The sequence below is a fragment of the Acutalibacter caecimuris genome (genome assembly GCF_034335085.1).
Lineage (GTDB): Bacteria > Bacillota > Clostridia > Oscillospirales > Acutalibacteraceae > Acutalibacter > Acutalibacter caecimuris.
Genome location: NZ_JAWXXJ010000002.1, coordinates 174,437 through 198,049, shown reverse-complemented (window position 1 = coordinate 198,049; position 23,613 = coordinate 174,437). Strand labels below are relative to the sequence as shown.

At 60.0% G+C, this 23,613-nt stretch carries 19 protein-coding genes and 1 pseudogene; 5 read left to right on the top strand and 15 right to left on the bottom strand.

Going from position 1 to position 23,613, the window contains the following annotated elements; translation table 11 throughout:
• Window positions 1-77: 77 nt before the first annotated feature.
• Together U8U01_RS02230 and U8U01_RS02225 are read right to left on the bottom strand one after the other, a co-directional pair.
• Window positions 78-215, bottom strand: coding sequence for a helix-turn-helix domain-containing protein (locus U8U01_RS02230; RefSeq protein ID WP_322169687.1), 138 nt, complete (start codon window positions 213-215; stop codon window positions 78-80).
• Window positions 216-373: 158 nt separating this feature from the next.
• Window positions 374-2,101 carry an alpha amylase N-terminal ig-like domain-containing protein gene (locus tag U8U01_RS02225; protein ID WP_322169685.1) on the bottom strand — a complete coding sequence of 576 codons (1,728 nt, stop codon included), beginning with the start codon at window positions 2,099-2,101 and terminating at the stop codon, window positions 374-376.
• Between the two features lie 146 nt (window positions 2,102-2,247).
• Between U8U01_RS02225 and U8U01_RS02220 the strand changes: the two genes are divergently transcribed.
• Both U8U01_RS02220 and U8U01_RS02215 read left to right on the top strand, forming a co-directional pair.
• Entirely contained in the window at window positions 2,248-3,207 is a 960-nt protein-coding gene (locus U8U01_RS02220; protein ID WP_322169682.1) for an AraC family transcriptional regulator, read from the top strand.
• 89 nt (window positions 3,208-3,296) lie between these two features.
• A complete protein-coding gene (locus U8U01_RS02215) occupies window positions 3,297-5,201 on the top strand; it encodes a beta-L-arabinofuranosidase domain-containing protein (RefSeq protein WP_322169680.1) in 1,905 nt (634 codons plus the stop codon).
• A 44-nt stretch (window positions 5,202-5,245) separates the two neighbouring features.
• On the opposite strand, the gene U8U01_RS02210 is transcribed toward U8U01_RS02215, so the two are convergent.
• From U8U01_RS02210 to U8U01_RS02190, 5 genes and pseudogenes are all read right to left on the bottom strand, one after another.
• Window positions 5,246-6,133, bottom strand: coding sequence for a Gfo/Idh/MocA family protein (locus U8U01_RS02210; RefSeq protein WP_322169677.1), 888 nt, complete (start codon window positions 6,131-6,133; stop codon window positions 5,246-5,248).
• 9 nt (window positions 6,134-6,142) lie between these two features.
• Complete coding sequence (locus tag U8U01_RS02205; protein ID WP_322169675.1) at window positions 6,143-6,880, bottom strand: 6-phosphogluconolactonase; 738 nt, start codon at window positions 6,878-6,880, stop codon at window positions 6,143-6,145.
• A pseudogene (locus tag U8U01_RS02200) lies at window positions 6,877-7,748 on the bottom strand (ROK family protein). Before U8U01_RS02200 ends, U8U01_RS02205 begins: the two are co-directional and overlap by 4 nt.
• Window positions 7,749-7,800: 52 nt before the next feature.
• A complete protein-coding gene (locus tag U8U01_RS02195) occupies window positions 7,801-7,944 on the bottom strand; it encodes a hypothetical protein (protein ID WP_322169674.1) in 144 nt (47 codons plus the stop codon).
• Window positions 7,941-10,304: a glycoside hydrolase family 9 protein gene (locus U8U01_RS02190; RefSeq protein ID WP_322169672.1), complete on the bottom strand. Its 2,364-nt coding sequence runs from the start codon at window positions 10,302-10,304 to the stop codon at window positions 7,941-7,943. Before U8U01_RS02190 ends, U8U01_RS02195 begins: the two co-directional genes overlap by 4 nt.
• A 193-nt stretch (window positions 10,305-10,497) precedes the next feature.
• Here U8U01_RS02190 and U8U01_RS02185 point away from each other — a divergent pair, with 193 nt between their 5' ends.
• Both U8U01_RS02185 and U8U01_RS02180 read left to right on the top strand, forming a co-directional pair.
• Window positions 10,498-11,571: a LacI family DNA-binding transcriptional regulator gene (locus tag U8U01_RS02185; RefSeq protein ID WP_322169670.1), complete on the top strand. Its 1,074-nt coding sequence runs from the start codon at window positions 10,498-10,500 to the stop codon at window positions 11,569-11,571.
• Complete coding sequence (locus U8U01_RS02180) at window positions 11,568-12,572, top strand: glycoside hydrolase family 18 protein (protein WP_322169668.1); 1,005 nt, start codon at window positions 11,568-11,570, stop codon at window positions 12,570-12,572. Before U8U01_RS02185 ends, U8U01_RS02180 begins: the two co-directional genes overlap by 4 nt.
• 13 nt (window positions 12,573-12,585) lie before the next feature.
• Here U8U01_RS02180 and U8U01_RS02175 read toward each other — a convergent pair whose 3' ends face one another.
• From U8U01_RS02175 to U8U01_RS02155, 5 genes are all read right to left on the bottom strand, one after another.
• Window positions 12,586-14,577 carry an oxidoreductase gene (locus tag U8U01_RS02175; RefSeq protein ID WP_322169666.1) on the bottom strand — a complete coding sequence of 664 codons (1,992 nt, stop codon included), beginning with the start codon at window positions 14,575-14,577 and terminating at the stop codon, window positions 12,586-12,588.
• A 98-nt stretch (window positions 14,578-14,675) separates the two neighbouring features.
• Window positions 14,676-15,620, bottom strand: a complete 945-nt coding sequence (locus U8U01_RS02170; protein WP_322169664.1) for an alpha/beta hydrolase fold domain-containing protein — start codon at window positions 15,618-15,620, stop codon at window positions 14,676-14,678.
• A 420-nt stretch (window positions 15,621-16,040) separates the two neighbouring features.
• The gene (locus U8U01_RS02165) at window positions 16,041-17,009 is read right to left on the bottom strand and encodes a Gfo/Idh/MocA family protein (protein ID WP_322169662.1); all 969 of its coding nucleotides are present in this window, start codon (window positions 17,007-17,009) and stop codon (window positions 16,041-16,043) included.
• A gap of 40 nt (window positions 17,010-17,049) precedes the next feature.
• Complete coding sequence (locus U8U01_RS02160) at window positions 17,050-18,834, bottom strand: L-fucose isomerase (protein ID WP_322169659.1); 1,785 nt, start codon at window positions 18,832-18,834, stop codon at window positions 17,050-17,052.
• Window positions 18,831-19,562: a class II aldolase/adducin family protein gene (locus tag U8U01_RS02155; RefSeq protein WP_322169657.1), complete on the bottom strand. Its 732-nt coding sequence runs from the start codon at window positions 19,560-19,562 to the stop codon at window positions 18,831-18,833. The genes U8U01_RS02160 and U8U01_RS02155 overlap by 4 nt, the downstream gene beginning before the upstream one ends.
• Before the next feature lie 236 nt (window positions 19,563-19,798).
• Here U8U01_RS02155 and U8U01_RS02150 point away from each other — a divergent pair, with 236 nt between their 5' ends.
• Window positions 19,799-20,650, top strand: coding sequence for an AraC family transcriptional regulator (locus tag U8U01_RS02150; RefSeq protein ID WP_322169655.1), 852 nt, complete (start codon window positions 19,799-19,801; stop codon window positions 20,648-20,650).
• A gap of 146 nt (window positions 20,651-20,796) precedes the next feature.
• Here the strand turns inward: U8U01_RS02150 and U8U01_RS02145 are convergent, their stop codons facing one another.
• The 3 genes from U8U01_RS02145 to tuf all read right to left on the bottom strand — a co-directional run bounded on the left by U8U01_RS02145 (window position 20,797) and on the right by tuf (window position 23,497).
• Window positions 20,797-21,624: a hypothetical protein gene (locus U8U01_RS02145; protein WP_322169653.1), complete on the bottom strand. Its 828-nt coding sequence runs from the start codon at window positions 21,622-21,624 to the stop codon at window positions 20,797-20,799.
• The gene (locus U8U01_RS02140) at window positions 21,611-22,105 is read right to left on the bottom strand and encodes an RNA polymerase sigma factor (RefSeq protein ID WP_322169651.1); all 495 of its coding nucleotides are present in this window, start codon (window positions 22,103-22,105) and stop codon (window positions 21,611-21,613) included. Before U8U01_RS02140 ends, U8U01_RS02145 begins: the two co-directional genes overlap by 14 nt.
• Window positions 22,106-22,294: 189 nt before the next feature.
• Window positions 22,295-23,497: an elongation factor Tu gene (gene tuf, locus U8U01_RS02135; protein WP_322169650.1), complete on the bottom strand. Its 1,203-nt coding sequence runs from the start codon at window positions 23,495-23,497 to the stop codon at window positions 22,295-22,297.
• Window positions 23,498-23,613 lie beyond the last annotated feature (116 nt).

The window sequence follows — 23,613 nt, the reverse complement described above, 5'->3', positions numbered from 1 at the left end:
CATCAAATTGCTGTCCTTGCGGTTTATTATAGCTGGTAGTGTATAAGCGTGGGTTCATCATATTTGGTGTGGTATCTTTAACTATGGGAAACTCCCCGCTCCCATTTCGACACAGCCTTGTCGGTAACATCCAGCCGCTGCGCCAACTGGGCTTGGGTCAGCCCTAAGCCCAGCCGCAGTTGGGTGATTAAGCGTCCTGTTTTTGCCATGTTCATATATGCTTTCTCCCCTTAAAGTTTTTCTCAGGATACCATAAACACAGCCCAAGGACAATCGATCATTGGTTTACTGTTTTGCAATTTACTAAGCCACCCTATAAAACCCCGTGCCATTTCCACCCAGAAACCGTTTTTTCAGCGGCCAGGCGGATCCTCTATATTTCCGCCTCCCCTTCCACAAACACGGCCACCTCATAGTCCCCCAAGTTGCCCGAAAACGCCTGCCCGGTAATCTGGTCCAGCCGCCCCCGTAGCGCTGGCAGGGGGACGTTTCCCTCCTGGGCATGGAAAACCAGGGTAGCGCACCGCCCGCCCAGCCGCCGTTCTATAACCAACAGCCCTTTCCTGTCCTCCGCGTGCTGCCGCACAAGCTTTCCCTCTGTCAGGGTAGGTTCCTGCTGCCGCAGCCGGATGAGTTTCCGGTACCAGGCCAGTATATGCCGGTCCTGCCGGGCCTTGTCCCACAGCATCCCCCGGCGGCAGTCCGGGTCGGCGCCCCCGTCCATTCCCACCTCATCCCCATAGTAGATCATGGGCATTCCGGGCAAAAGGAGTTGGATCGCTGCCGCCAGCCGCTGTTTCCCACGGTCATTCCCCGCAGTGTGCCGGAACCGGGCCGTATCATGGGTGTCGATAAAGTTCCACAGGTACCCTTCCAGTTCCCGGTGCAGGTTTCCCCGAAGGAACCCCAAATCCCCCAGAAATGCCGACGCGTTCCGGCTCCCATCCGCAACCAGGCCCTGTACCCCGTAATAGAACGGGTAATTCATAACGCTGTCCCACTCGTCCCCCTCCAGGAAGTCCCCTGCATAGTGCCATATTTCCCCCACAATCAGTGCCTCCGGTTTCACTGCCTTTACCGCCCGGCGGAAACGTTTCCAAAAAGCGTGGTTGATCTCATCCGCCACGTCCAGCCTCCAGCCGTCAATATCGCAGGCTTTGATCCAATACGTAGCCACATCAATGACGAAATCCGCCGCCTCCCGGTTTTGCAGGTTCAGTTTCGGCATCCCGCCCGCATAGCTAAAGGTTTTATAGCTGGGCTTTTCCCCCCGTTTGGCAGTAAGGGGAAAACTGTTTACATAGTACCAGTCCCGGTATTTAGACTGTTCCCCCTTCTCCTTTAAGTCCCGAAAGGCGAAAAAGTTGACCGAAGTATGGTTAAATACACCGTCCAAAATCACGTACATCCCCCTGCTATGGGCTTTGCTAACCAGTTCCTTAAGATCCTCCTTATCGCCGAAAGACGGGTCAATGGCATAATAGTCGTCAATATCGTATTTGTGGCTGGACCGGGAACGGAACACCGGCGTCATATATAAGATGCCCACCCCCAGCTCACACAGATAGTCCAGCCTATCTATAATGCCCCGCAAAGAACCCTGTAGATTGGCGGCATGGCCAATAGGCGCCTGGTACCAAACCTCTTCGGGCACTTCCTTGTCTGTGGCAAACCGGGAGGGGAAAATCTGGTAGATCACCTTATTCCTTGCCCAGCCCGGCAAAAGGAACCGCTCTTCCTCCCGAAGTGTCTGGGGGCAGTCAAACATCTGCCCCACGTCCTGGATGCACTGTTCATAAAATCCATGATCCCCATAGTACAGCACCCGGCCGGTGGCGTCCTCCATTTCAAAAAAGTACCGGAGGCATACCATGTCGATGGTGACCACCGCCTCGTAATAGTCCCGGTACCGGTCCGCGCAGGCCAATTCCATGTCCTGCACCTGCCGGGTAAGGCCGGCCGGAAGATATTTCTCCTGGGTATGCAGGCGTACCCTGGCCATATCGCCCCGTTTGGTTTCCAGCCGGATGAGAAAGCGCCCCTTTTCCAGGGCGTAGCAGTAAGTTTTGTCCGCAAAGTGCCTGATTGCCGCAAGTTCCATATTGCCGCTCCTCCATATGTAAGTTCCGTGTATCCCGATCCTGTAGATCAAAATACAGATTCCCTTGCATTATACGCTCTTCTATGGTAGAATTCTTGCAATATCTTCCTACATTTTTAACACAATCCTATTTTAGGGGGATGCCTATGGATCAAACAGACCTGCATGAAACCAAGATACATGGTAGCCCCGCCTTCCCTTACAGCGTCTACCACGGCCGCATCCCGGACTGGCTCTCCGCCTTTCCCCTGCATTGGCACGAGAGTTTTGAGCTGATCTACTGCAACTGCGGAAACCTCCGGGCCAGCATATGGGGGCAGCCCTATACGCTCCGTGCCGGGGACCTGCTGGTCATCCTGCCCCATGCAGTCCATTCCATCGAACAGGCCGGCCCCGCAAAGGGGGACTATTTCAACCTCCTCTTTGCCCCCTCCCTTTTCCAGGGTGCCGGGGGCGACCCCTGCTATGAGAAATATGTCCTCCCTTTTGTCAATGGCCGGCGGGCGATGGAATGTTTCCATCCGGCAGGCTCCGCTTTCAACCGGGCCGTAACGCCCTGTATCCTGGCCCTGATCGCCCATCGGGAAGAAAGCTGCTCCGCCTATGCGTTGATGGTCAAGTCGGGCCTGTTCCGGATCCTTTACGCCATGACCCGGCACAGTACCTCCGCCGAAGAGGCAGATCGCAACCGCCTCGCCTATAGCCGCTTGAAAAACGCCTTCTACTATGTGCAAAGCCACTATGACCGGGTAAGTACGGTTCGGGAGGCAGCCGCCCGCTGCGGTTTCTCAGAGAGTTATTTTATGAAGCTGTTCAAGGACGTTACCGGGCAGAGTTTCCACGCCTACCTGATCGGCTACCGTCTGGAGTTGGCGGCAAAACAGTTGGCAGAAACCAGTTATAAAGTCATCGATATCGCCGAGAACTGCGGATTTCACAACCATGCCTATTTTAGCCGGGCCTTCCGCGGGAAGTATCAGATGACGCCCACGGCCTACAGAAAAGCCATCCGGCACAAGGCGGGGGACGAATATCCGCTGTCACCCGGCCCTTCACCGGCCGTGCCACATACCCCCATTGCGGGCGGCTCCCAAATCCCCTCATAAAGCGCCCACAAAAGGCTTTTGGCCCATCCCCCCAACCCCCTTGGCCCTGTCCTCCCCAGACTATTTTTCATCAAAAAGGAGAATTTCCCATGTCAAACTACCACCGCCTAACAGCAGGATATTCCGCCTACTCCCCCCGCCTGTCTACCGATGCGCTCTTCATCCCAGGCCCCGGCGCTTTTGCCTACACCGGCCCTTTTCACCGGGCCGTCCGCTTTATCCAACAGCACCAACTGCTGGATGCCGCCCTCTGGGCCCGTTTCGCCGAGCAGTTCACCCGCCCTGCCGACGATCAGGACCTGGGTTGGCGCTGCGAGTATTGGGGAAAACTCATGCGGGGCGGAAGCATGGTCTGGGCCTATACCCAGGATCCGGAACTGTACCGCCAGTTGGAAACCACCGTCCGGGCCATGCTCCAAAACGCCGGGCCTGACGGCAGGCTCTCTACCTACAGCCGGGAGGCCCAGTTCCAGGGCTGGGATATTTGGGGCAGGAAGTATGTGTTGCTGGGCATGGAGTATTTTTACGATATCTGCGGGGATGACAGCCTGAAGGCTGCCCTGCTGGCCTCGCTCAAGGCCCAGGCAGACTGCATCATGGCCCGTTTCGGCCAGGGCAAGGCCGACCTGCGCCAGGCCAGTTGCCACTGGGAAGGGCTCAACTCCTCCTCGCTGTTGGAACCGGTTGTCAGGCTGTACAACATGACCGGCGAGGAAAAGTATCTTGCCTTTGCGCGCTACATCGTGGGCCTTGGCGGCATACAGTCGGCCAATATCTTTGAACTGGCCCTGGAAGACAAGCTGGCCCCCTGGCAGTACCCGGTTACCAAAGCATACGAGATGATGTCCTGTTTTGAGGGCCTACTGGAATATGTCCGGGCCAGCGGAGAGCAAAAGTGGGGCCGGGCTGTGGTGAACTTTACCCGGCAGGTGCTGGCCTCCGATATCACCATCATCGGCAGCGCCGGGTGCACCCACGAACTCTTCGACCACGCCCGGCTGGGCCAGGCCGACCCCCATTACACCGGCATTATGCAGGAAACCTGTGTCACAGTAACCTGGATGAAACTCTGCGGCCAAGTGCTCTGCTTTACCGGCGACCCTGTTTTTGGCGATGCCATGGAGCGCTCTTTGTATAACGCCCTTCTGGGCGCCGTCAACACCCGTAAGGTTTCCCATGACCCCCTCTCTCCCCACGGCTGGCTACCCTTTGACAGCTACAGCCCCCTGCGGGCAGATTTCCGTGGGCAGGCGGTAGGCGGGCGCATGGTTATAGCAGACAACACCATTTACGGCTGCTGCGCGGCCATCGGCGCGGCCGGTCTGGGCGCCGCGGCCCAGTCAAGCGCTTTCCACAGCCGGCAAGGTGTGGCGGTAAACCTGTACTTCCCCGGCGCCCTGTGCCTCTCCACGCCCCAGGGCAACCGGCTGGGCATTCGCATGGATACAACCTATCCTGTGGGCGAGTCCATAACCCTGGATTTGTCCCTGGATGAACCGGAACCATTTGAATTGGCTTTGCGCGTCCCCAACTGGTGCGCTGCCCCCAAGGCCCAGGTAAACGGGAAAGCCGTCCCAGCCGCCTCTGGTTGGCTGCGGCTGGAACGGCTCTGGCATAGCGGGGACAGGATCTGCCTGCGCCTCCCCATGGCTGTGGAGGCTGCCTGCTCCTGGCAGTTGGGGGAGGGCAGCGGCAAACTCCCGCCCTCCCTGGCGTTTGTCCGTGGGCCGGTGGTGCTGGCAGTTTCTGCGGAGTTCCCCCAGAACAGCCTGTCCGCCCCCTTAGACCTCAGCACCCCCCTTGACCCCCAGCCTCTCCCCCTTACGGAGGTGCCTTTTGAGGCCCAGCAGGCCTTTACCATCGCGCTGCAAAACGGCCGCCAACTGCGGCTGGCAGACTATGCCTCCGTCGGGAAGGGCTATGACCAGATGATCGCGGCTTGGGTTCCCGTCAGTAAACAAGGGGCGCTATCGCTTAAGCCCCGTCCGGCATAATAAAGACGGCATTCCCCCACCCATGCCGTTTCTCCAACCGCCCCTCAATAGGTAACGGGGAACCAGACGTCCGGCTGCCGCCTGGCTTTCCGGGCCGTATCAATCATTGCCAGAATCTCCAGGGTTTCTTCCTTTGCCACCGGGCATATCCCATGTACAAAGAAATCCAGAATGGCCTTCATCAGATTGTGGTAGAAGTTCCCGTCATCGCTCACCAGCCGTTTCCCTGTTTCTCCGTCAGAAACCATAAAGTTGAACTCCGCGTAAGGCTGCGGGCTCTGCGTAAAGCTTGCCAATCTCCCGTCCCCATAGTCAAGGATCAGTTGCGTCACCTGGCTCCCCACCGCAAACGCCTTCAACCGCTTTACGCCAACGCCCATCAGCGCCACAATGGGCTCCAACTGGTGCACCGCGTAATGGTCTAGGGAGTGCGGCCCCACGGTAGAAACAAACCGGGGCCGTCCAACCTGGCTGCGCCAACTTGGGTGCTCCTTCTGCCAGTCCAGGATATCCTGGCAATACCGCTGGGCAGAGGAGGAGAATACTGGCGTTTTGTGCTCCTCCGCCAGCGCGAACATCCGTTTCCCCGCCTCCAAATTGTGGGCAAAGGTCTTATCCACAAACACCGGCTTGCCGCTTTTCAGGGGCAGTTCCGCCACCTGTTCATGCCTGGCGGAATCATCCGCCGCAATAACCATCACGGCATCCACCCTGTCAACCAGTTCCTCCATGCTCCCGGCAGGGGCAATGTTCCTCTCCCGGCACCACCGGCCCGTGTCAACGCCGCCTGCCGGGGGCCGGTCCCATATGCCAAAGGCCTGGGTGATTTGCACGTCGTGCCCCCACCGGGCGGCCGCCTCCCTTAAGAACTGAGGATAATGGTTGGCGTGCCAGTTGTCGAGATAAAAGTCCGCAAAACCGATTTTCAGCATATTTTATCCTCACGCCATATCTTTCACATATTCGGCTGCATCCGCGTCCAGCAAAAAGGTGCAATTAGGGTGCAGTTGCAAAACCGACGCCGGGATATCCTCCGTCACCGGCCCCCGCAGCATTTGCCGCACCATTTCCGCCTTATGCGCGCCCTTTGCCACCAGCATGATCTTTCTGGCGTGCATAATGGTGCGGATGCCCAAAGTCAGTCCCCCCAATGTATGCGCCGGCCCCACCCCTGTTTCCCGGCGCACCCGCGCCTCAAACACCGGGTCCATGGGGGATACCCAGGTTTCACTGGCAAAGGGCGTGCCGGGCTGGTTGATGCCGATATGGCCGTTATAGCCCAGCCCCAGCATTTGCAGGTCGATCCCGCCCCGGCTCTCCAGGGCCGCCTGAAAAGCCCGGCACTCCGCCGGGTAATCCGCCGCCATGGTGTTGGGCATGATAAACCGCTCCGCCGGGATGCCCAAAGGGCCGGCAATCTGCTCCCAAATCATGGTATAGCAGCAGCCTGCGTAAGACCGGGGAAGGTTGGTCAGTTCATCCACATTGAACAGGGTCACGCCGCTGGTATCAAAGGGGTACTGGCGGTATATGTCGCTGACAATCCCGTGCATATTTTTGGTGGTCTGCCCGGTGGAAAGTCCAATAACTGAATCCGGCTTTTTCATGATCTGCCCAATGATCTCCCAGGCGGCCATCACATCAAATGCCCGCTCGTTTTTCGAAATAATGATCTTCATCGTTTCTCCTCCATTCCACAAATCCCGTTGGCACAGGCGCCCAGCAGGCCCACCGTTTGGGGGGTAAGCCCTGTCAGCACCACGCCCCCGGTCACATACCGCACCGTGTAGGGGTACAGCCTTTCCAACATTTTTTCATATAGGAAACCGCCCGTCATCACCCCGCCCCCCAAAATAACCGCCTCCGGGTCGCAGAACCGTACCAGGTTCATGATAAGGTTCGCCAGCGCCTGGGCCGCGTTATCTGCCAATCTCCGGCAAAGCGGGTCGCTGCCGTACAGGGAGAACACCGCCTCCGGGCTGACCCGCCCTCCCGCCGGGATAGGCAGGCAGGTGCCGGGGTAATCCGCTGCCAGAATCCGGGCTCTGGTGTCAAAGCCCAGGCCGGAGGCCACTGGTTCCACACAGTCCGGGCGCCCGCAGGCACAGGGGGCATGGAACCCTATCCCTGACGCAGAGTGCCCTACCTCCCCGGCGTTACAGTGCCCCCCGGTTATCAGGTTGCCGCGGCAATCCCGGTCCCCACATTGATATACACCCAGTTTTCCAGCCCCCTCCCCTTGCCGAACAGCCACTCCGCCCTGGCAGCGCTGCGCACGTCATTGTCCATAAAGCAGGGCAGGCCGTATTTGCTCTCCAATATGCTCCGTAGCGCAAGCTCGCCGGGCCGGTCGTGGTCGATCTCCAACCACAGCCCCCGCTCCCCGTCCACCCGGCCCACCAGCCCCAGCCCAATGGCCGCAGGCGTGCCGTACGCCCCCGGCAGGAACCGGTCCAACGCACGGGAAATACTTGCCCACGCCTCCTGATGGCCCAGCCTCCCGGAAGGGCAGCAGCACTGGCGGAGCAATTTCCCTGCCCGGTCCACTTCTGCCAATTTCAAGCTGGTGCCGCCCAAATCCACACCGATATAGGTCGTTTCACAAGTCACTGTCTAATCCTCCCTCGAAACCGCCGCCCCCATGCCTTCGGGCCACGGCCTGGTAAACTTTCCAAACGCCCGCCGGGCATTGGCGTTTCCCGGCCGGCGCCCCCCGTAGTTCCTGATATTCCAACCGGTTCATCCCCCATCCTCCTCATGTAGTTCCGCGCATACCTGCAAGTACCGGCAGGCAGCCCCCACCCATACCTCCCGGAAGGCAGCGTTGTTGTTTTGCGGCCAATAGGGTAAGTCCCCGTTGCCCAGGGTTTCCACACCCACCGGCACTTCACCCACGCTTTCCCCGGTAAGCACGGCATATTGCCGGCAGTAATTCCTGCCCATCCCGTATACCAGCGACTGGCCAAACGGGTTCTTGCCCCACATCCAGTAAAGCTGCTCCTTCGCCATCTGGGTCAGGTCCGGGTCTTTGCAGTATCTCCCCACAATCCCCGCCGCTTTGCCCATAGAAAGCAACACGGCCCCGTTCCCCCGGAAGGAAAACCACACAGGGAAGTTCCGCAGCACATAGCCTTCCCCCACAGGCGTACCCGCCGCCAACTGCTCCCGGTAGTTTTCCCGCTCCCGGTCATAATCGCACGTCACGTGCAGGTACGGGAAGAGTTCCCGATCCTGCCATTCGTCCCGCTTATGTACCCCGGCCGGCAACATCCCGTAGGGCGCGGTGTTTCCCGCAATGGCCTTGAGATACCCCCCGTATCGTTCCATGGCAGCTTCCCAAAGGGGTCGCTCCTCTGCCGTCGGCTGGGTACGGCATATTGCCTCCAATGCCTGCATAAATTGATGTTCCCGCGCCTGATGGTTAAAGTGTACGATGGTTTGGTGGCTCTCGTCCCGGTAGAAAAAGCCGGTCAACCCTATCCCCGCCTGCCCCTGCTCCTGGCAGGCGAGCAGCTTACCGGCGTATTGCCGGGCCGTCTTGGCATAGCCGTCCTCTTCAGTCACTTCAAACAGGCAGCTCGCTGCCCAAACCATTACCGCATAATACTGGGACAGCCCGCTGTTATAGGTATGTTCATACATATGGGCCGGGTCTACGCCGGCCAGGGCGAATTTCTTCTCCGCAAACCCAAAGTCCTCCCTGGCGGCTTTCAAGGCGCATACTGCAAGGCCCTTGTCATAGCCTTGCAGGGCCCCGGCCGCATAGGCCTCCACACCGGCAAGCAGGAAGTTTTCAAAGGCGTGGTCATGTACCCTGGCCTCCACATCGTCAAAGTTCCCCATCAGGCCGTCCGTCACCCTGGTCGCCCCGGCGCTGGTGGCCCTAAAACCGTCCCCAAACCGGGTGCGCAGGATAAAATCCAGCCCCCATTGGGCCTCTTCCATCAGCCGGAGGTAGAGCATACTGCCCTTCTCCACCCGGTTGGCGTTCTCAAACAGGGCCTGCACAATCTCCCCGGTCTGGGCCGACTGCTGGGACTGGTCCCCTGCGTCGTGCCAGCCGCCTGCATAACTCACCGCCACGCCGTTGTGGCGGGCCAGGATGTCCTGGTGGCAGGTACTGTGTTTCCCCGGCACCGGGAACCCGCAGCGCTGGCAGTAAAAGAAGTTGACCGCCTTCCAAAGGGCCTCCTCCCGGAGCGTGCCGCTGATTGCAAAGGCCGGGCTTTCTAAGCCCCCGCTTTGCAGCATATAGCGTCCGGGCGCGGTAAAGGCAGAGAAGTCCAGCACCTCAAAACAGCCGCGCGGGTTCTCCACCCACTCCACCGGCCCGGAGAAAACCTCCCGGCCGCTGTCCGCCTCCACCAGCCGGAACCGCTCCCCTGCCCCGGCGGTAACGGCCGTCTTTTTACCGCCGGGGAAATACCCGGCGCTGGAAAGCCGGATGCCCGGGTTGGGATTTTCCCAGCCCCATTCATGCTCCGGGGCCTCCACCTGTTCCAGGCAGATGTCTTTAAACTCGTAGCAGAGGCTTTCCCCCGCGGAAACGTCATGGCCGCTGCAAAACACATAGAAACGCAGCCCCGTAACCGCGTCCCTGGGCATGGCCGCAAACTCCCATATACACGCCTGCCAACCGCCGTTCTCCAAGTCAAAGACCGTGGCCCCCTCCCGGAAGTAGGGGTCGGGTACAGGCTCTGCCCCCTGGTTAACAATAGACACGTTTAGGTGCAGGATCCGCCCACCGTGGATTTGGGGCCGCACCCAAAACCGCAAGCGGTTAAACCCCCGCCAATCCTCCCGCTCCAGGTCAAACACCATGCCCGCCGTACCAAAATTGCAGTAGTCCCCGTCCTCCGGGGCGCCCTTTGGCCATTGGCTGGCGCGCAATGGGGCGGTCATCCGAATCAAGCCGGATCCATGCGTAAGCCGGGCAACGCCCTCCCGCCGGGGAAAACCGGGCCGAAAGGCGCTGCACAGCGCCCGCTTTGCCGTTACGTGCTTGTGGGGGAAAGCCGCCTCCAGGCTGTGTTCCCGGTGCAGGGGCAGCGGCCGGTGTACAAACAGGCTTTCCCGCAATTCACGTTCAAATCCCAAATCCATATGTCCTTACCTCCTGGGTGTCAAAACAGTTAGTATGAGTGTATATTGAAAACGTTTTCATTTCAAGTGGGTGACTTCCACAAGATTCTGCCCGCATTTTTTGTGGTTCTGCCCTTTCTTTGGCATAACAGGTTTTTTGTATTGAAACCCCTTTCATTTTCTGCTATACTACTCCCAGCAAGGGGGCGGCAGGATGAGCACAATCACAATCAAGCAAATCGCCCAGGAGAGCGGCGTGTCCATCGCCACGGTATCCCGGGTGCTAAACGGTACCGCGCCCGTAGCGGAATCCACCCGGGCGCGGGTCCAGGCCGTGATGGCCCGGCACAACTATACCCCAAACGCCCTGGCCAGGGGCCTTGCCTGCCACTGTACCATGACTTTGGGGGTCATATTGCCGGACATCGCCAACCCCTATTTTGCCTCCATGTTCCGGGAGATGGAAACCGCCGCCCGCTCTGCCGGCTATTCGGTGCTGCTGTGCAATACCGGTTTCCGGGCCGCGGGCCCCGTCGAGCTGGCCCACCGGGAGTTGGCGGCTTTCCAGACCATGCTGGATAAGGCCGTGGACGGCGTCATCGTGGCAGGCGGCCAGGCCGATTTGATGGACGTGGGCAGAAACTACCGCCAGGCCCTGTCCCGGCTTGCAGCCGCAGTCCCCACGGTTGTTATCGGGGATCCCATACCGGGGGCAAAGTGCCTTTTTATCCAACGAGAGCGGGGCCTGGGCGTGCTTGCGGCGGTAAACTATCTGGTTTCCCTTGGGCACCGGCGTATCGCCTTTGTAGGCGGCGAGGAAGGGGTCGGCATTACAGAGGCCCGTTTGGCAGCCTATGCGGATGCCCTCTCTGCCCTCTCCCTCCCCTACGACCGGGCGCTGGTCGCCCCCTCCGACTACTACGCGCCGGACGGGTATGAAGCCGTCCACTGGCTGTTGGGGCGGGGGAACCCCTTTACCGCCCTGCTGGCCATGAACGACAGCGTCGCCTTGGGGGCCTACCGGGCGCTGGCTGATGCCGGCCTGGCCGTGCCGGGGGATGTGTCCGTTATAAGCTGCGACCAGTTCTTTGACGCGGGCTTTTTTGTACCCCGGCTCACCAGCATAGACCAGCACAACAGCCGTTTCGGGCGCTTTGTCATCAATTCCCTGCTGGCAGTTATGGGCGGTTCCCAGGCGTGCAAACCCCTTGGCTACCGGCCAGAACTTGTGGTGCGGGAGAGTTGCGCACCGGTAATACAAACCCAAAGAAAGGATGTACCAGAATGAAAAAATACGCGTTGGCTTACGCCATGAACGAGGGCCTTACCGTTTTTACCAAAGAGGACCTGCATTGCCTGACCCACATCAACCTGGCCTTTGGCCTGGTGAAAGACGGCCTGTTGGACATCTCCGGGCTCACCCATATGGGCTTAATCGAAACCTTCCGGGCGTGGAACCCGGAAATCAAAATCATCCTCTCGGTGGGGGGCTGGGGCGCGGGCGGGTTCTCCACCATGGCCATGACCGCAGCCGGGCGGGAAGCGTTCGCCCAGTCCTGCCTGGAAACGGCGGAGCGGTACGGGCTTGACGGTATTGATATCGATTGGGAGTATCCCTGTAACGGCCAGGCCGGCATTGACCATGACCCGCGGGACAGGGAAAACTTCACCCTGCTGCTCCAGGCATTGCGGGACAAAATCGGCCCCCGCAGCTTGTCGATTGCCGCAGGGGCCGGGGCCTATTTTGTACGGGATACCGAAATGGACAAGGTTGCCCAACTGGTAGATTATGTGCAGATCATGACCTATGATATGCGCAGCGGCTTTACCCGCCAGGCCGGGCACCACGCCGCCCTGCGGGCCGGGGCAGGCGACAACAGCGGCCTGAACACCGTAGACATGGTGGCCATGTTCCACCAAGCCGGCGTCCCCTTGGAGAAGATCGTCATTGGCGCGGCGTTCTATTCCCGGCAATGGTCCGGGGTCGAGGACAAAAACAACGGCCTCTGCCAGCCCGCCCAAACCGGCGGCGAGGGCGGCCCGCGGTACAGCGACATCACCAAGCAGTTTATCGCCCAGCATGGATATACCAGATATTGGGATAAAGACGCGCAAGCGGCCTATTTATGGAACGGCAGCAGTTTCATCAGCTACGAAAACCCAGAGGCCATTGCCCTGAAATGCCGCTATGTAAAGGAGGCCGGCCTTCTGGGGATCATGTACTGGGAACATGGCTGCGATACCACCCATGAACTTGTAACCGTGATCGGCAAAGAGTTGGGGGATTAGCCGCCCCTCTCCTTTAAATATGGTTGGCCACCTCAAAAGCGTCCCAAATGGCGTACATAATGTTGGAAACCGCCTTCGCGTCGCCCAGCAGGTAGATTTCCGGCACGTCAAACTCCAACTGGTGGTAAAGGGTATCCTCCTCCCGGTAGCCTACTGCTAAAATCACACTGTCGCAGGGCACCTGCTTTTCCCCTTCCGCCGTTCCCACGGTGGCCACACCGCCGGCATAGCTTTTCACCTTCGCACCGGTGACCACCTCCACCCCATGGTAGGGCACCAGCCGCTCCAGCATATCCTTGTTGGCATGGCAGAGGGGGCCGTTCACGGCCATCAGCCTGTCCATGGCCTCCACAATGGTCACTTTCTTGCCCTGCTGTGCCAGCCAGAGGGCCGTTTCGCAGCCCACCAGGCCGCCGCCCACTACCACCGTGCTCTGGCCGCAGTCCTTCTCCCCCAGCAGCACCTGCGCCGCCGTATAGGTGTGCCCGTCATCCCCCAGGGGGAATACCTTGGGCCGGGAGCCTGTGGCCACCACCACTGCGTCATAGCCCCCCGCCAGCACTTCTTCCCTTGTCACCTCGTGGTTTAGGGTAACGGGTACCCCCAGCCGCTCCAGGGTATGGGCGTACCATTTGGCCAGGGCCATGTCGTCCTCCTTAAACGCAGGCGCACCGCCGGGGATCAAGTTGCCGCCCAGCCGTCCCCCCTTCTCAAACAGTTCCGGCCTGTGCCCCCGGATAGCCAGCACCCGCGCGGCCTCGCAGCCGGCCACGCCGCCACCTGCCACCAGCACCTTTTTGGGCTTGCACACCGGCTCATAGGCCGTTACCCGCTCCCTGGCTGCCTGGGGGTTCACCGCGCAGTTGAGCATGGAATACTCCTGTATCCGCCCCATGCAGCCCTCTTGGCAAGAGATGCAGGGCCGCACATCCACGTACCGCCCGGCCCGCAGCTTGTTCACATAGTCCGGGTCCGCCAGCAGGGGCCGCCCCAGGCTGACGATATCGCAAGTGCCGTCCTCCACAGCGGCCAACGCCATGTCGGGGCCGTCCATGCGCCCGGCGCAGAACACCGGTACGTCCACCACCTCTTTTACCAGCTTGCAATAGGGCCGGAACAACCCCTTGTCCATGTACATCGGCGGATGGTTCCACCACCAGGCGTCATAGGTGCCCACATCCGTGTCCAAAGCGTCATAGCCGTAGGAAACCAAAAGCTTTGCGGCCTCCAGACCCTCTTCGATATCCCGGCCTTTTTCCACAAATTCTTCCCCCGGCAAGGCGCCCTCCCGCCAGTCCTTGATCATGCTCTTCAGGCTGAACCGCAAGGCCACCGGGAAGTCTTTCCCGCAGCGGGCTTTGATCTCCTCCACCACCTCCCTGGCAAAGCGCAGGCGGTTTTCCAAAGGGCCGCCATACTCGTCGGTACGCAGGTTGAACATAGAGATGGCAAACTGGTCCAGCAAATACCCCTCGTGCACCGCGTGGATCTCCACCCCGTCAAAGCCGCCCCGCTTGGCATGGTAGGCCCCGTCGCCAAAAGATTGGACAATGCTGTGGATCTCCTCCACCGTCAGGGCCCGGCAGGTCTTATCCAGCCAGCGGTGGGGGATAGCCGAAGGTGCCACCGGCGGGAACTCCCCCAGGTTGGTGGGGATGGTCACCCGGCCAAAGCCGCCGGACATCATCAGGAATATCTTGCTGCCGTAGGCGTGGACCCGTTCGGTCATCTCCCGGCTGGTGCGGACAAAATGCACCGGGTTATAGGTCGAGTTGGGCACATTGGGCATACTCTGGGTTTCCACCTGGCAGTCGGAAAACGTCACCCCGGTAATGATCAGCCCGGTACCCCCCTGGGCCCGGCGGGTATAGTAGTCGATCCCCCGCTGGTTCCAGCCCCCCTCCGCATCCGCCAGCCCCAAAGGCCCCATCGGGGCCAGGGCAAAGCGGTTCTTAACGGTAACGCTCCCAATCTTCATCGGGGTAAATAGCTTTTGGTATTGCATGGCTTTTCCTCCTTTTGTTTACCCTCCGGGGAAATAGCGGGCTACCCGGCGCCCCAAGCCCTCCGCCGGGTAGCCGCTAAGCCCCTTGCACCGGGCAATTATTGTATATCCCCAAAACATTTCCGGCAGAATCCGTCCACAATGTCCAGCACCCCGTCGGTCCAGAACTCCGGCCCGCCGTGGTCCGCGCCTTGAATCAGGTAGAAATCCACCGGGTGCCCGGTCTTTTTAAGCTGCTCATAGAGGATGGCGCTGCCCTCGCAGTTAACCAGCCGGTCTTTCGTGCCGTGGAATATCAGCACCGGCGGCAGCACCGTGTCCCCGTCAATGTTGCACTCCACCGAAAGCTGCCGGGCCAGTTCCGGGTGCTCCAGCAGGTTCTTGCCGCCCATCACCATGCCCTCAGGGCTTTCCGGCAGGCAGTGGGCTATCTGGATGGGGTTGGAGTCCGGGGCCATCACCGAGGTAGAGCCGTAGTAGTTCACTACGCCGCAGGTGTCGCCGCTGATACCCTGGTACAGGTTGTCCCCGGTATCGTCGTCATGGAGCATCCCCGCCCACATGGCCGTGTGCCCGCCGGAGGAGTCCCCAGCCATGATGATCTTCTCCGGGTCAATGGCATAAGCCCCGGCGTTCTTGCGCAAAAAGCGTACGGCGTTGCGGGCGTCCTTGATCTGGGCCGGGAAGGGGGCAATGCCCGAGTGCCGGTACTCCACAATGGCGCACACATACCCCCGCAGGGCCAGCTTGGCCAGGGCGGGCACGTTCATGTAAACATACTGTTTCATCCAGGCCGACCCCTGGACGAACACATAGCAGGGCAAAGGGTTCACTGCCTGCCCTTCCATAGGCGGGTAATGCTGGTTGCGGCTGAAGGGTGCCAGAATCTGCAACCGCAAGGGCGTGCCGTCTATGTTGGCGTACTCCACGTCGTGCAGATAGGCAACGCCGGGCTCGTCCCCGGTGCTCTCTATCACCTGCACGCCCTCCGGGCGGCCCTCATACGCGGGGATCTCCTCGTAGGTCCATTCTTTTACTTCCATAGGATGCCTCCTTAAAATATTGATAGCCCTCTGCCGGCAGCGCGCAAAAGGCCGCTTACCAGCCCGGCCTTCCGTCCCCCTTTGCGCGCCCCACAGGTCCTTACTACAATTATAACAGAAAACGATTTTCTATTCCAGACTTTTTTGCGTTTATTCCAGGCAACCTATCTCTTCCCCTACGCATTTGCCACAAAATCTCCCTATAGCCCGGTGCCTTCTCTCGCCAATCATCCAATCGCCAAGGTTTCGCTTTTGCGCCAAGCGCCCCCGTCATGCAACACGGCCGCCCCGCCTCCCCGGCCTTGCCGCGGGAAATCCCCCCGCCCCCTCTTCCTCCCGCCAAACACAAAAACAGCGCCCCAAAGGCCATCGCCTCCGGGACGCTGTTTCCGCTTTCAACCCTTGAAACCCTTATACGTTTTAAAATTGATACCTTGCGCCCGTGCGGTACGCCTCATAGGCGCCCACCATCAGCCGGGTCAGGGCCAGGGCGTCGTTGATACCGTTGGGGGCTTCCCCGCCCGCCACCACCGCGTCAATCCACCCGTCTATGGGCATAGGGTCCGGGGCAGGCAGGTCTTGCACCTGTACCACCTGGCCCCCTGTTTCCCGGCTGCTGTATTCCAGCACGTCGTTGTGCACCATCAACGAGCCCTGGGTGCCGCTCACCTCCAGCACATAGGGGTTGCCCTCGGTAACAAACCCCGTTTCCGACACACCAATGGCCCCGTCCGGGAACGCCAGCACAGACACCGCATTGTCCTCCACAGGTTTCCCGGTAACCTGGGTGAACAGGGAAACCACCGACTGGGGCTCGCCCATCAGCCAGTGCAGGGTATACATGGGGTGGGCCCCCAGGTCCATCATAGCCCCGCCGCCGGTCTGGGCCGCGTTGTAAAAGTGCTCCGGCAGCCAGCCGGCACTGCTGCCGTTGTGTACATTGCGCACCCGCGCATAGGTGATCTGCCCCAGTTGGCCGCTCTGGGCCAGTTCCTTGGCCGCTTTCAGGGCAGGCCGGGTCTTGTGGGGGTAAGATATGGTAAACTTCACCCCGCTTGCCCGCACGGCGGCCGCAATCTCCTGTGCCTCTTCGTTGGTAAAGGCCAGTACTTTTTCCGTAAAGATATGCTTTTTCGCCTTGGCAGCGGCCAGCAGCACCTGGGTGTGCTGGCTGGTGGCCGTCGTGACCTGGATCCCGTCGATAGCCGGGTCAGCCCAAATGGCCTTCAGATCCGGTTGAAAAGGCACCCCCAGCTTTTGGGCGGTTTCCTGGCCCCTGGCCGGGTCGTCGTCCCACAGGCAGCAAAGCTGGGCCTTGGGGTTCTTTTGAATGGCCTGGGCATACTCCATGGTATGTACGTGCCAGGCGCCAATAGCGGCTATTTTCATAAGGTCTTTCCTCCTTCCAGAATATGCAGAATATGTCCCTTTACTTATACAGCGGCCCATAGGTCCGGCAGGCCCGGTAGTCCGCGGCCTCTGGGTCCTCGGTGCCAAAGGCAGCCCAGGCGTGGGGGCGGAACACCCGCCCGGCCTCCACGTTGTGCATATTGACCGGTATGCGCAGCATGGCGGCCAGGGTGATCAGCTCGGCCCCCACATGGCCGTACACCGTTACCCCGTGGTTCGCGCCCCAGTTGGACATCACGCTGTATACATCGCTGAATGCCCCCCGGCCGGTCAGTCTGGGCACAAACCAGGTGGTCGGCCAACTGGGGTCCGTGCGCTTGTCAATCACCGTGTGGATCCCGTCCGGCAGGTCCGCGGTCCAGCCCTCTGCCAACTGCAAAACCGGCCCGATGCCGTCCACCACATTCACCCGCAGCAAGGTCACGGGCATCTCCGCCCGGCAGCGGAAGTGGCTGGAGAACCCGCCCCCCCGGAAGTATTCATAGTTGGCCCGGCACCAGTCCGTAGCCGCCAGGCAGGCCGCCACATCCTCCCCCGTCATCTCCCAGAAAGGTTTCATGCAGCCCTGGCCCTCCGCGTTTTTGGCCGCGCCCGAGCCATCCAGGGCCGTGGCCCCGGAGTTGATCAGGTGGATAAACCCGCCTGCTGCCACACCAGCAGGCTTGTGGCCCGTCACCCGCTCACAGGCCGCGGGGCTCCAGTAGGTGCGCACATCGTGGAAACAGGGGGCCGTATTGCTCACCAGCGTGCCCAGCAGCATCGCCACGCCGTTCAGGGTGTCATTCTCCGTGGCAAAGGGGGTCGGGGCCTTAGTGCCGTTCCAGTCAAAGGTAGAAGCCATGATCGCCTCGGTAAAGTCCGCGTTGGGTAGCCAGTCGGTCCACTGGCGCTGCCCCTGGAACCCTCCTGCCACCGCGTTCCGGCCCAAAGCCTCCTCATGCCAGCCCAGTTCGTCCAGCTTGGGGTTGCCATACAGGATGTCCCGGACGATCAGGGTCATCTTGGCGATAAACGCCCAATCCTGGTCTGGCTCCACCACCTTAGAGCGGGTAATCAGCCCAGGCAGATCCTTGCCCTCGTTCAGGTCAAAGCCCTCCTTGCAGTTCTCCTTTATCCAGGCAAGGGCCTTCTCATACTCCGCCCGGTCGTAAATCTCCAGGGCAATGCGCCGCAGGATCTCCGTCATATCCACCCACTCGGCCCGGATACCCAGGTACTTCTGGAACATATCCCCGTTGCAGTAGCTGCCGGCAATGCCCATCGCCACGCCGCCCAGGTTCACATAGGCTTTATTCTTCATCCAGCCCACGGCCACCGCGCCCCTGGCAAAGAGCAGTATCTTCTCCGCCACATCCGCGGGGATGGTCCCGTCACCCAGGTCCTGCACGTCGTGGCCATAGATGGAAAAAGCGGGCAGGCCCTTTTGGGCATGGGCAGCCATCACCGCCGCCAGGTACACGGCCCCCGGCCGCTCGGTGCCGTTAAACCCCCACACAGCCTTAATGGTCTGGGGGTCCATGTCAAAGGTTTCGGTTCCATAGCACCAGCAGGGGGTCACGCTCAGGGTCGCCACCACATTTTGCCCGGAAAACTCCTCCGCGCATTTTTCGGCCTCTGCCCCGCCCCCAATGGTGGTGCTGGAAACCACACATTGCACCGGCGTGCCGTCTGGGTATTTTAGGCTGCTGCCAATCAGTTCCGCCGCCCTCCGGGCCATGCCCATGGTCTGGGCCTCCAGCCCCTCCCGTATGCCGCCCCAGCGGCCGTCAATCACCGGGCGTATGCCGATTTTCGGGTAATTCATTTTTCTGCCTCCTTAGGGTTTCTGCTTTTATGTAGCGCCTCGTCCTCTGGGTTAAATACCTTGTACCCCGGGTGCCGTCCGGTAACCTGGTAGTAGCCCCGCAGGCCGATCAGCTTTTGTATGTTCTCCCGGCTAATGTCATAGCTGCCCCCCAATATCACCGCGTTAATGGTAATCTTTGCCCACAACTCCAGGCTTTCCATGCGGTAAAAAGCCGTCAGCACATCGCTGCCCACCGCCAGGGCCCCATGGTTCTCCAGCAGCATCACATCGTGCTCCTCCAGGTAAGGCGCAATGGCGTCGGGCACCTCCCTGGTGGAGGGGGTGCCGTAGGGGGTCAGCGGCACCGAGCCGATAACCGCCACATCCTCAATCATGTTGTACATATCCATCGCCTTGTGGGCCACGGCAAAGCCGGTCGCCCCCGGCGGGTGGGCGTGCACCACGCTGGCCACGTCCGGGCGCTTTTCGTAGCAGCGCAGGTGCATCTTTATCTCGCTGGAGGGCCGGTAGCCCTCCCCGGCCTCCAAAAGGTTCCCCTGGCTGTCTAAAAGCACCAGCTTATCCGGGGTGATGAAGGCCTTGCTTATCCCCGTAGGGGTGGCAATCACCCTGCCGTCCGGCAGGCGCGCGCTCACATTACCGTCGTTGGCCGCCACCCAGCCCAACTGCCACATCTTGTGACATATGTCGCAAATCTGTTCCGAAATGCCCTGGTAATCTTCCATAAAAACTCCTCCTTGTTGACAGGCAACCGGTGCCATGCTATAATACCCACAGGGTATTTCAGTAGAGTCGAAACTTGCAAAGCAAGTTTACAAATCGCCCTGGCGATTTGGCAAGGAGCAAAGCGGCTTGCTGCTATGCTATACTAATTGCATTATAGTACGTTTCGCCTTTTGTTTCTTGGACAAATCCGCCTGCAAATTAGGAGTATATTCACCTTTTTACCTTTTCAAGCATTATGGGTTATAACAGCTTATACGAGAACCAGCGCCGGGGCACCTTTGACTTCCCCCTGGCCTTATACGATGTAGACCGCTCCTCCCCCCGCTACCAGATGCCCCTGCACTGGCACCTGGAGTATGAGTTGATTTTGGTGCGCAGCGGCGCCTTCCACCTGACCATCGACGGCCGCGGCCTGCCCATGGGACCTGGGGACTGCGCCTGGATCGGCGAGGGGGCGGTCCACGGCGGCATCCCCCAAAACAGCGTCTACCAGTGCGTGGTGGTAGATTTGGGCGCGCTGCTCCACAACACCCCGGTCTGTGTCCGCAACGCCCAGGAATTCCTGGCGGAAGAGGGCGGTTTCAGTGGGGTGTTCCCCGCCGGCAGCAGCCAGGCCCAACTGGCCGCCCGGCTTTTCAGCGCCCTGGAGGGCCGGGCGCGGGGCTATGAGTGGACGGCTATGGGGCTTTTATGGCAGATGATGGGGGGCCTGCTCCAGGTCAAAGCCCCGGCCAAGCCCCCCATCAAAAACCGCAAACGCATCCTCCAGCTTAAAAATGTGCTGACCTTTATCCGGGACAATTACGACCAGCCCGTTGCCCTGCCTGAGTTGGCCCAGGTGGCCGGCATGAACCCCAAGTATTTCTGCCGGGCCTTTGCCCAAATGACCGGCCGCACCCCCATCGGGTACCTGAACTACTTCCGGGTCGAGCAGGCCGGTGAGCGCCTGGCCCTAACAGACGAGGCCGTAACGGACATTGCCCTAAGTTGTGGCTTTAACGATATGAGTTATTTCTCCCGCACCTTCTCCCGCCTAAAGGGTATGTCCCCCTCCGCCTACCGGAAACAGCAAGCCCCTGGGCCGTAAGGGGCGGCCTTGCCCTCTCCCACTGCGCCCTGCCGTTTCGGCCCACACTTCCCCCACCCATAAAGGCGTGCCCCAGGGAACCTCCCTGGGGCACGCCTTATTTATGCTATCCATCGCTTTTCTTTCCCCTTCCGGGGGTTGGGGGCCTATCCGGGAATAAACCCGTCCAAAACCTCCAGCAAAACCGTCCGGGCCTCTTCCATGCTCCCCTGGGCGTTTGCCCGCACAACGGTGGGTATGCCCTGTAACGAGAACGCCGCCATACAACTGTAATGCCCTTCGCCGTAGGTAATCTGCATGATCTGCGCCTCCAACCCGCTGGTGGCCGTGTAGGTTTCCCGCTCCAGTTCCGTGTTCTCCGTAAAATCGTACCCGTGGAACTTCTCGTCCCAGCCCTTCCCCTGGGCGTCCATCCGCTCTGTAAACACTTCGCTTTCCACGTCAATGTCCACCTGGCCGATCTCAAAACACCCGTGGGCCCGTATATGCTCCAATTCCGGCTGGGTGATCACCACAAACTGTCCGCCGCTCTTCTTGTGCCCTAAGTCGATCTGAAAGCCATACTCCTTAGCCGGGGCCGCGTCCAGTACTGGGTTGTTCATCAAATCCAGCCCGATAAACCCCTCCACCGCCTCCCAGGAGTCAAAGGCGAAAAGTTCCGCCGGCTGGCCGTCCAGGGCCCGCACCTTCTCCGAAAGGCTCTCCAGCGGGTAATAGGCAATCCCTTCGGACAGCCAGACCGTCCCCGCCTCATCCTTCTCCGTAATCTGCACCCGGAACATCGATGCCACCGCCCCTATGGTGCAGGTCATCAGCAGTATGGCCACTGCCACACTGGCAACCAACCGTTTCCGCTTTTCCATTACAAATTCCCTCCTTGTCCCGTCCTGGAGGATCCCATCCAGCAGTGCCTGGGCCCGTCCGGGGACCGGGTTTAGTTGATCAAACATCCGGTTCAAATCACGTTGTTCCATAGCCCTCTTCCTCCAGTTTCAATTTCAGTTTCTTCCTTGCCTGTACCAGCCGGGCGCGCACCGTGGCGGGGTTTTCCCCCAGCATCTGTGCCACCTCCCCGGTGGTGTAGCCCTGGTAGTAGTGCAGGTAGAGCACCAGCCGGTGGGGTTTCGGCAATGCCGCCACCTGCTCCCACACCTGCCGGTCCCCCGGCCCCTCCCAGGTAAGGGTATCCAGCGCCTCGCTGCCCGCCTGCCGGGTACGCCACCAGTACTTCAGTTGGTTGCGGCACTCGTTCCGGGCTGTAACGATCAGCCAGGCCTTCTCGTGCTCCGGATCACGGAATGGCCTTGCCTGTTCCATCGCCTTCCGAAAGACGGTCTGGGTGGCGTCCTCCGCATCGGCCACCTGTTTCATCAGCACCAGGCAGATCTGGTACACCATCTTATAATGCCGCTGATACAGGTCCGCCAGTTCCTCTTGAGAAAATCCGCTGGCCATTTGCCCGCCCCCTTTCCTCTTTCTGTTTACTACACAATCCACCGGCCCAAATTGTTGATGCCCCGCAAAATTTTTTTCGCCGGCCCCCTTCGCCAAAGGAAGAAACCGCAGCCCCATGCTATCTCCTGCTCATCCACCCGCACACAAAAAAAGAGGCCCCCACAAGGGGAGCCTCCCGAAAAGCTTGGTTTAGGAATTGATAGCGGTAACAACGCCGGAGCCAACCGTACGGCCACCCTCACGGATAGCGAAACGCAGGCCCTCTTCAATGGCGATGGGGGTGATCAGTTCCACGTCCATGTCCACGTTGTCGCCGGGCATACACATCTCGGTGCCTTCGGGCAGGGAAATCACGCCGGTCACGTCCGTGGTACGGAAATAGAACTGGGGACGGTAGTTGTTAAAGAAGGGGGTATGGCGGCCGCCCTCGTCCTTGGTCAGCACGTAAACCTGGCCCTTAAACTTGGTGTGGGGATGGATGGAGCCGGGCTTGGACAGCACCTGGCCGCGCTCGATCTCATTGCGCTGCACACCGCGGAGCAGTACGCCCACGTTGTCGCCGGCCTCGGCGTAATCCAAAGTCTTGCGGAACATCTCGATACCGGTGACAACCACCTTGCGGGTCTCCTCGGTCAAACCGACCAGTTCCACTTCCTCGCTCAGCTTAAGCTGGCCACGCTCCACACGGCCGGTAGCCACGGTGCCGCGGCCGGTAATGGTCATAACGTCCTCCACAGGCATCAGGAAGGGCAGGTCGGCCTTGCGCTCGGGGGTGGGGATATAGCTGTCAACCGCGTTCATCAGCTCCAGAATGGAAGCATACTCGGGGGCGTTGGGATCGGTGCTGCTGCTCTCCAGAGCCTGCAGGGCGGAACCCTTGATGAAGGGGATATCATCGCCGGGGAACTCGTACTCGCTGAGCATCTCGCGGACTTCCATCTCCACCAGCTCCAGCAGCTCGTCGTCGTCCACCTGATCCACCTTGTTCATATACACGACCATAGCAGGCACGCCCACCTGGCGGGCCAGCAGGATGTGCTCACGGGTCTGGGGCATGGGGCCGTCCGCAGCGGAAACTACCAGGATCGCGCCGTCCATCTGGGCAGCGCCGGTAATCATGTTCTTCACATAGTCGGCGTGGCCGGGGCAGTCCACGTGGGCATAGTGGCGGGCGTCGGTCTGGTACTCTACGTGGGCGGTGTTAATAGTAATGCCGCGCTCCCGCTCCTCAGGGGCCTTGTCGATGTTGGCATAGTCCATAAAGTCGGCGTCGCCCTTCATGGCCAGCACCTTGGTGATGGCGGCGGTCAGGGTGGTCTTGCCATGGTCCACGTGGCCGATGGTGCCAATGTTTACATGGGGTTTGGTACGTTCAAATTTTGCCTTTGCCATTGGAATATTTCCTCCTTGCAAATTAAATTAGTCCAAGCTTTGCTTGTATACATTCTACCAATAATTGGTCAAAAAAGCAAGCAAAATTTCTGCTTTTCTTTGGCGGGGGATTTCCC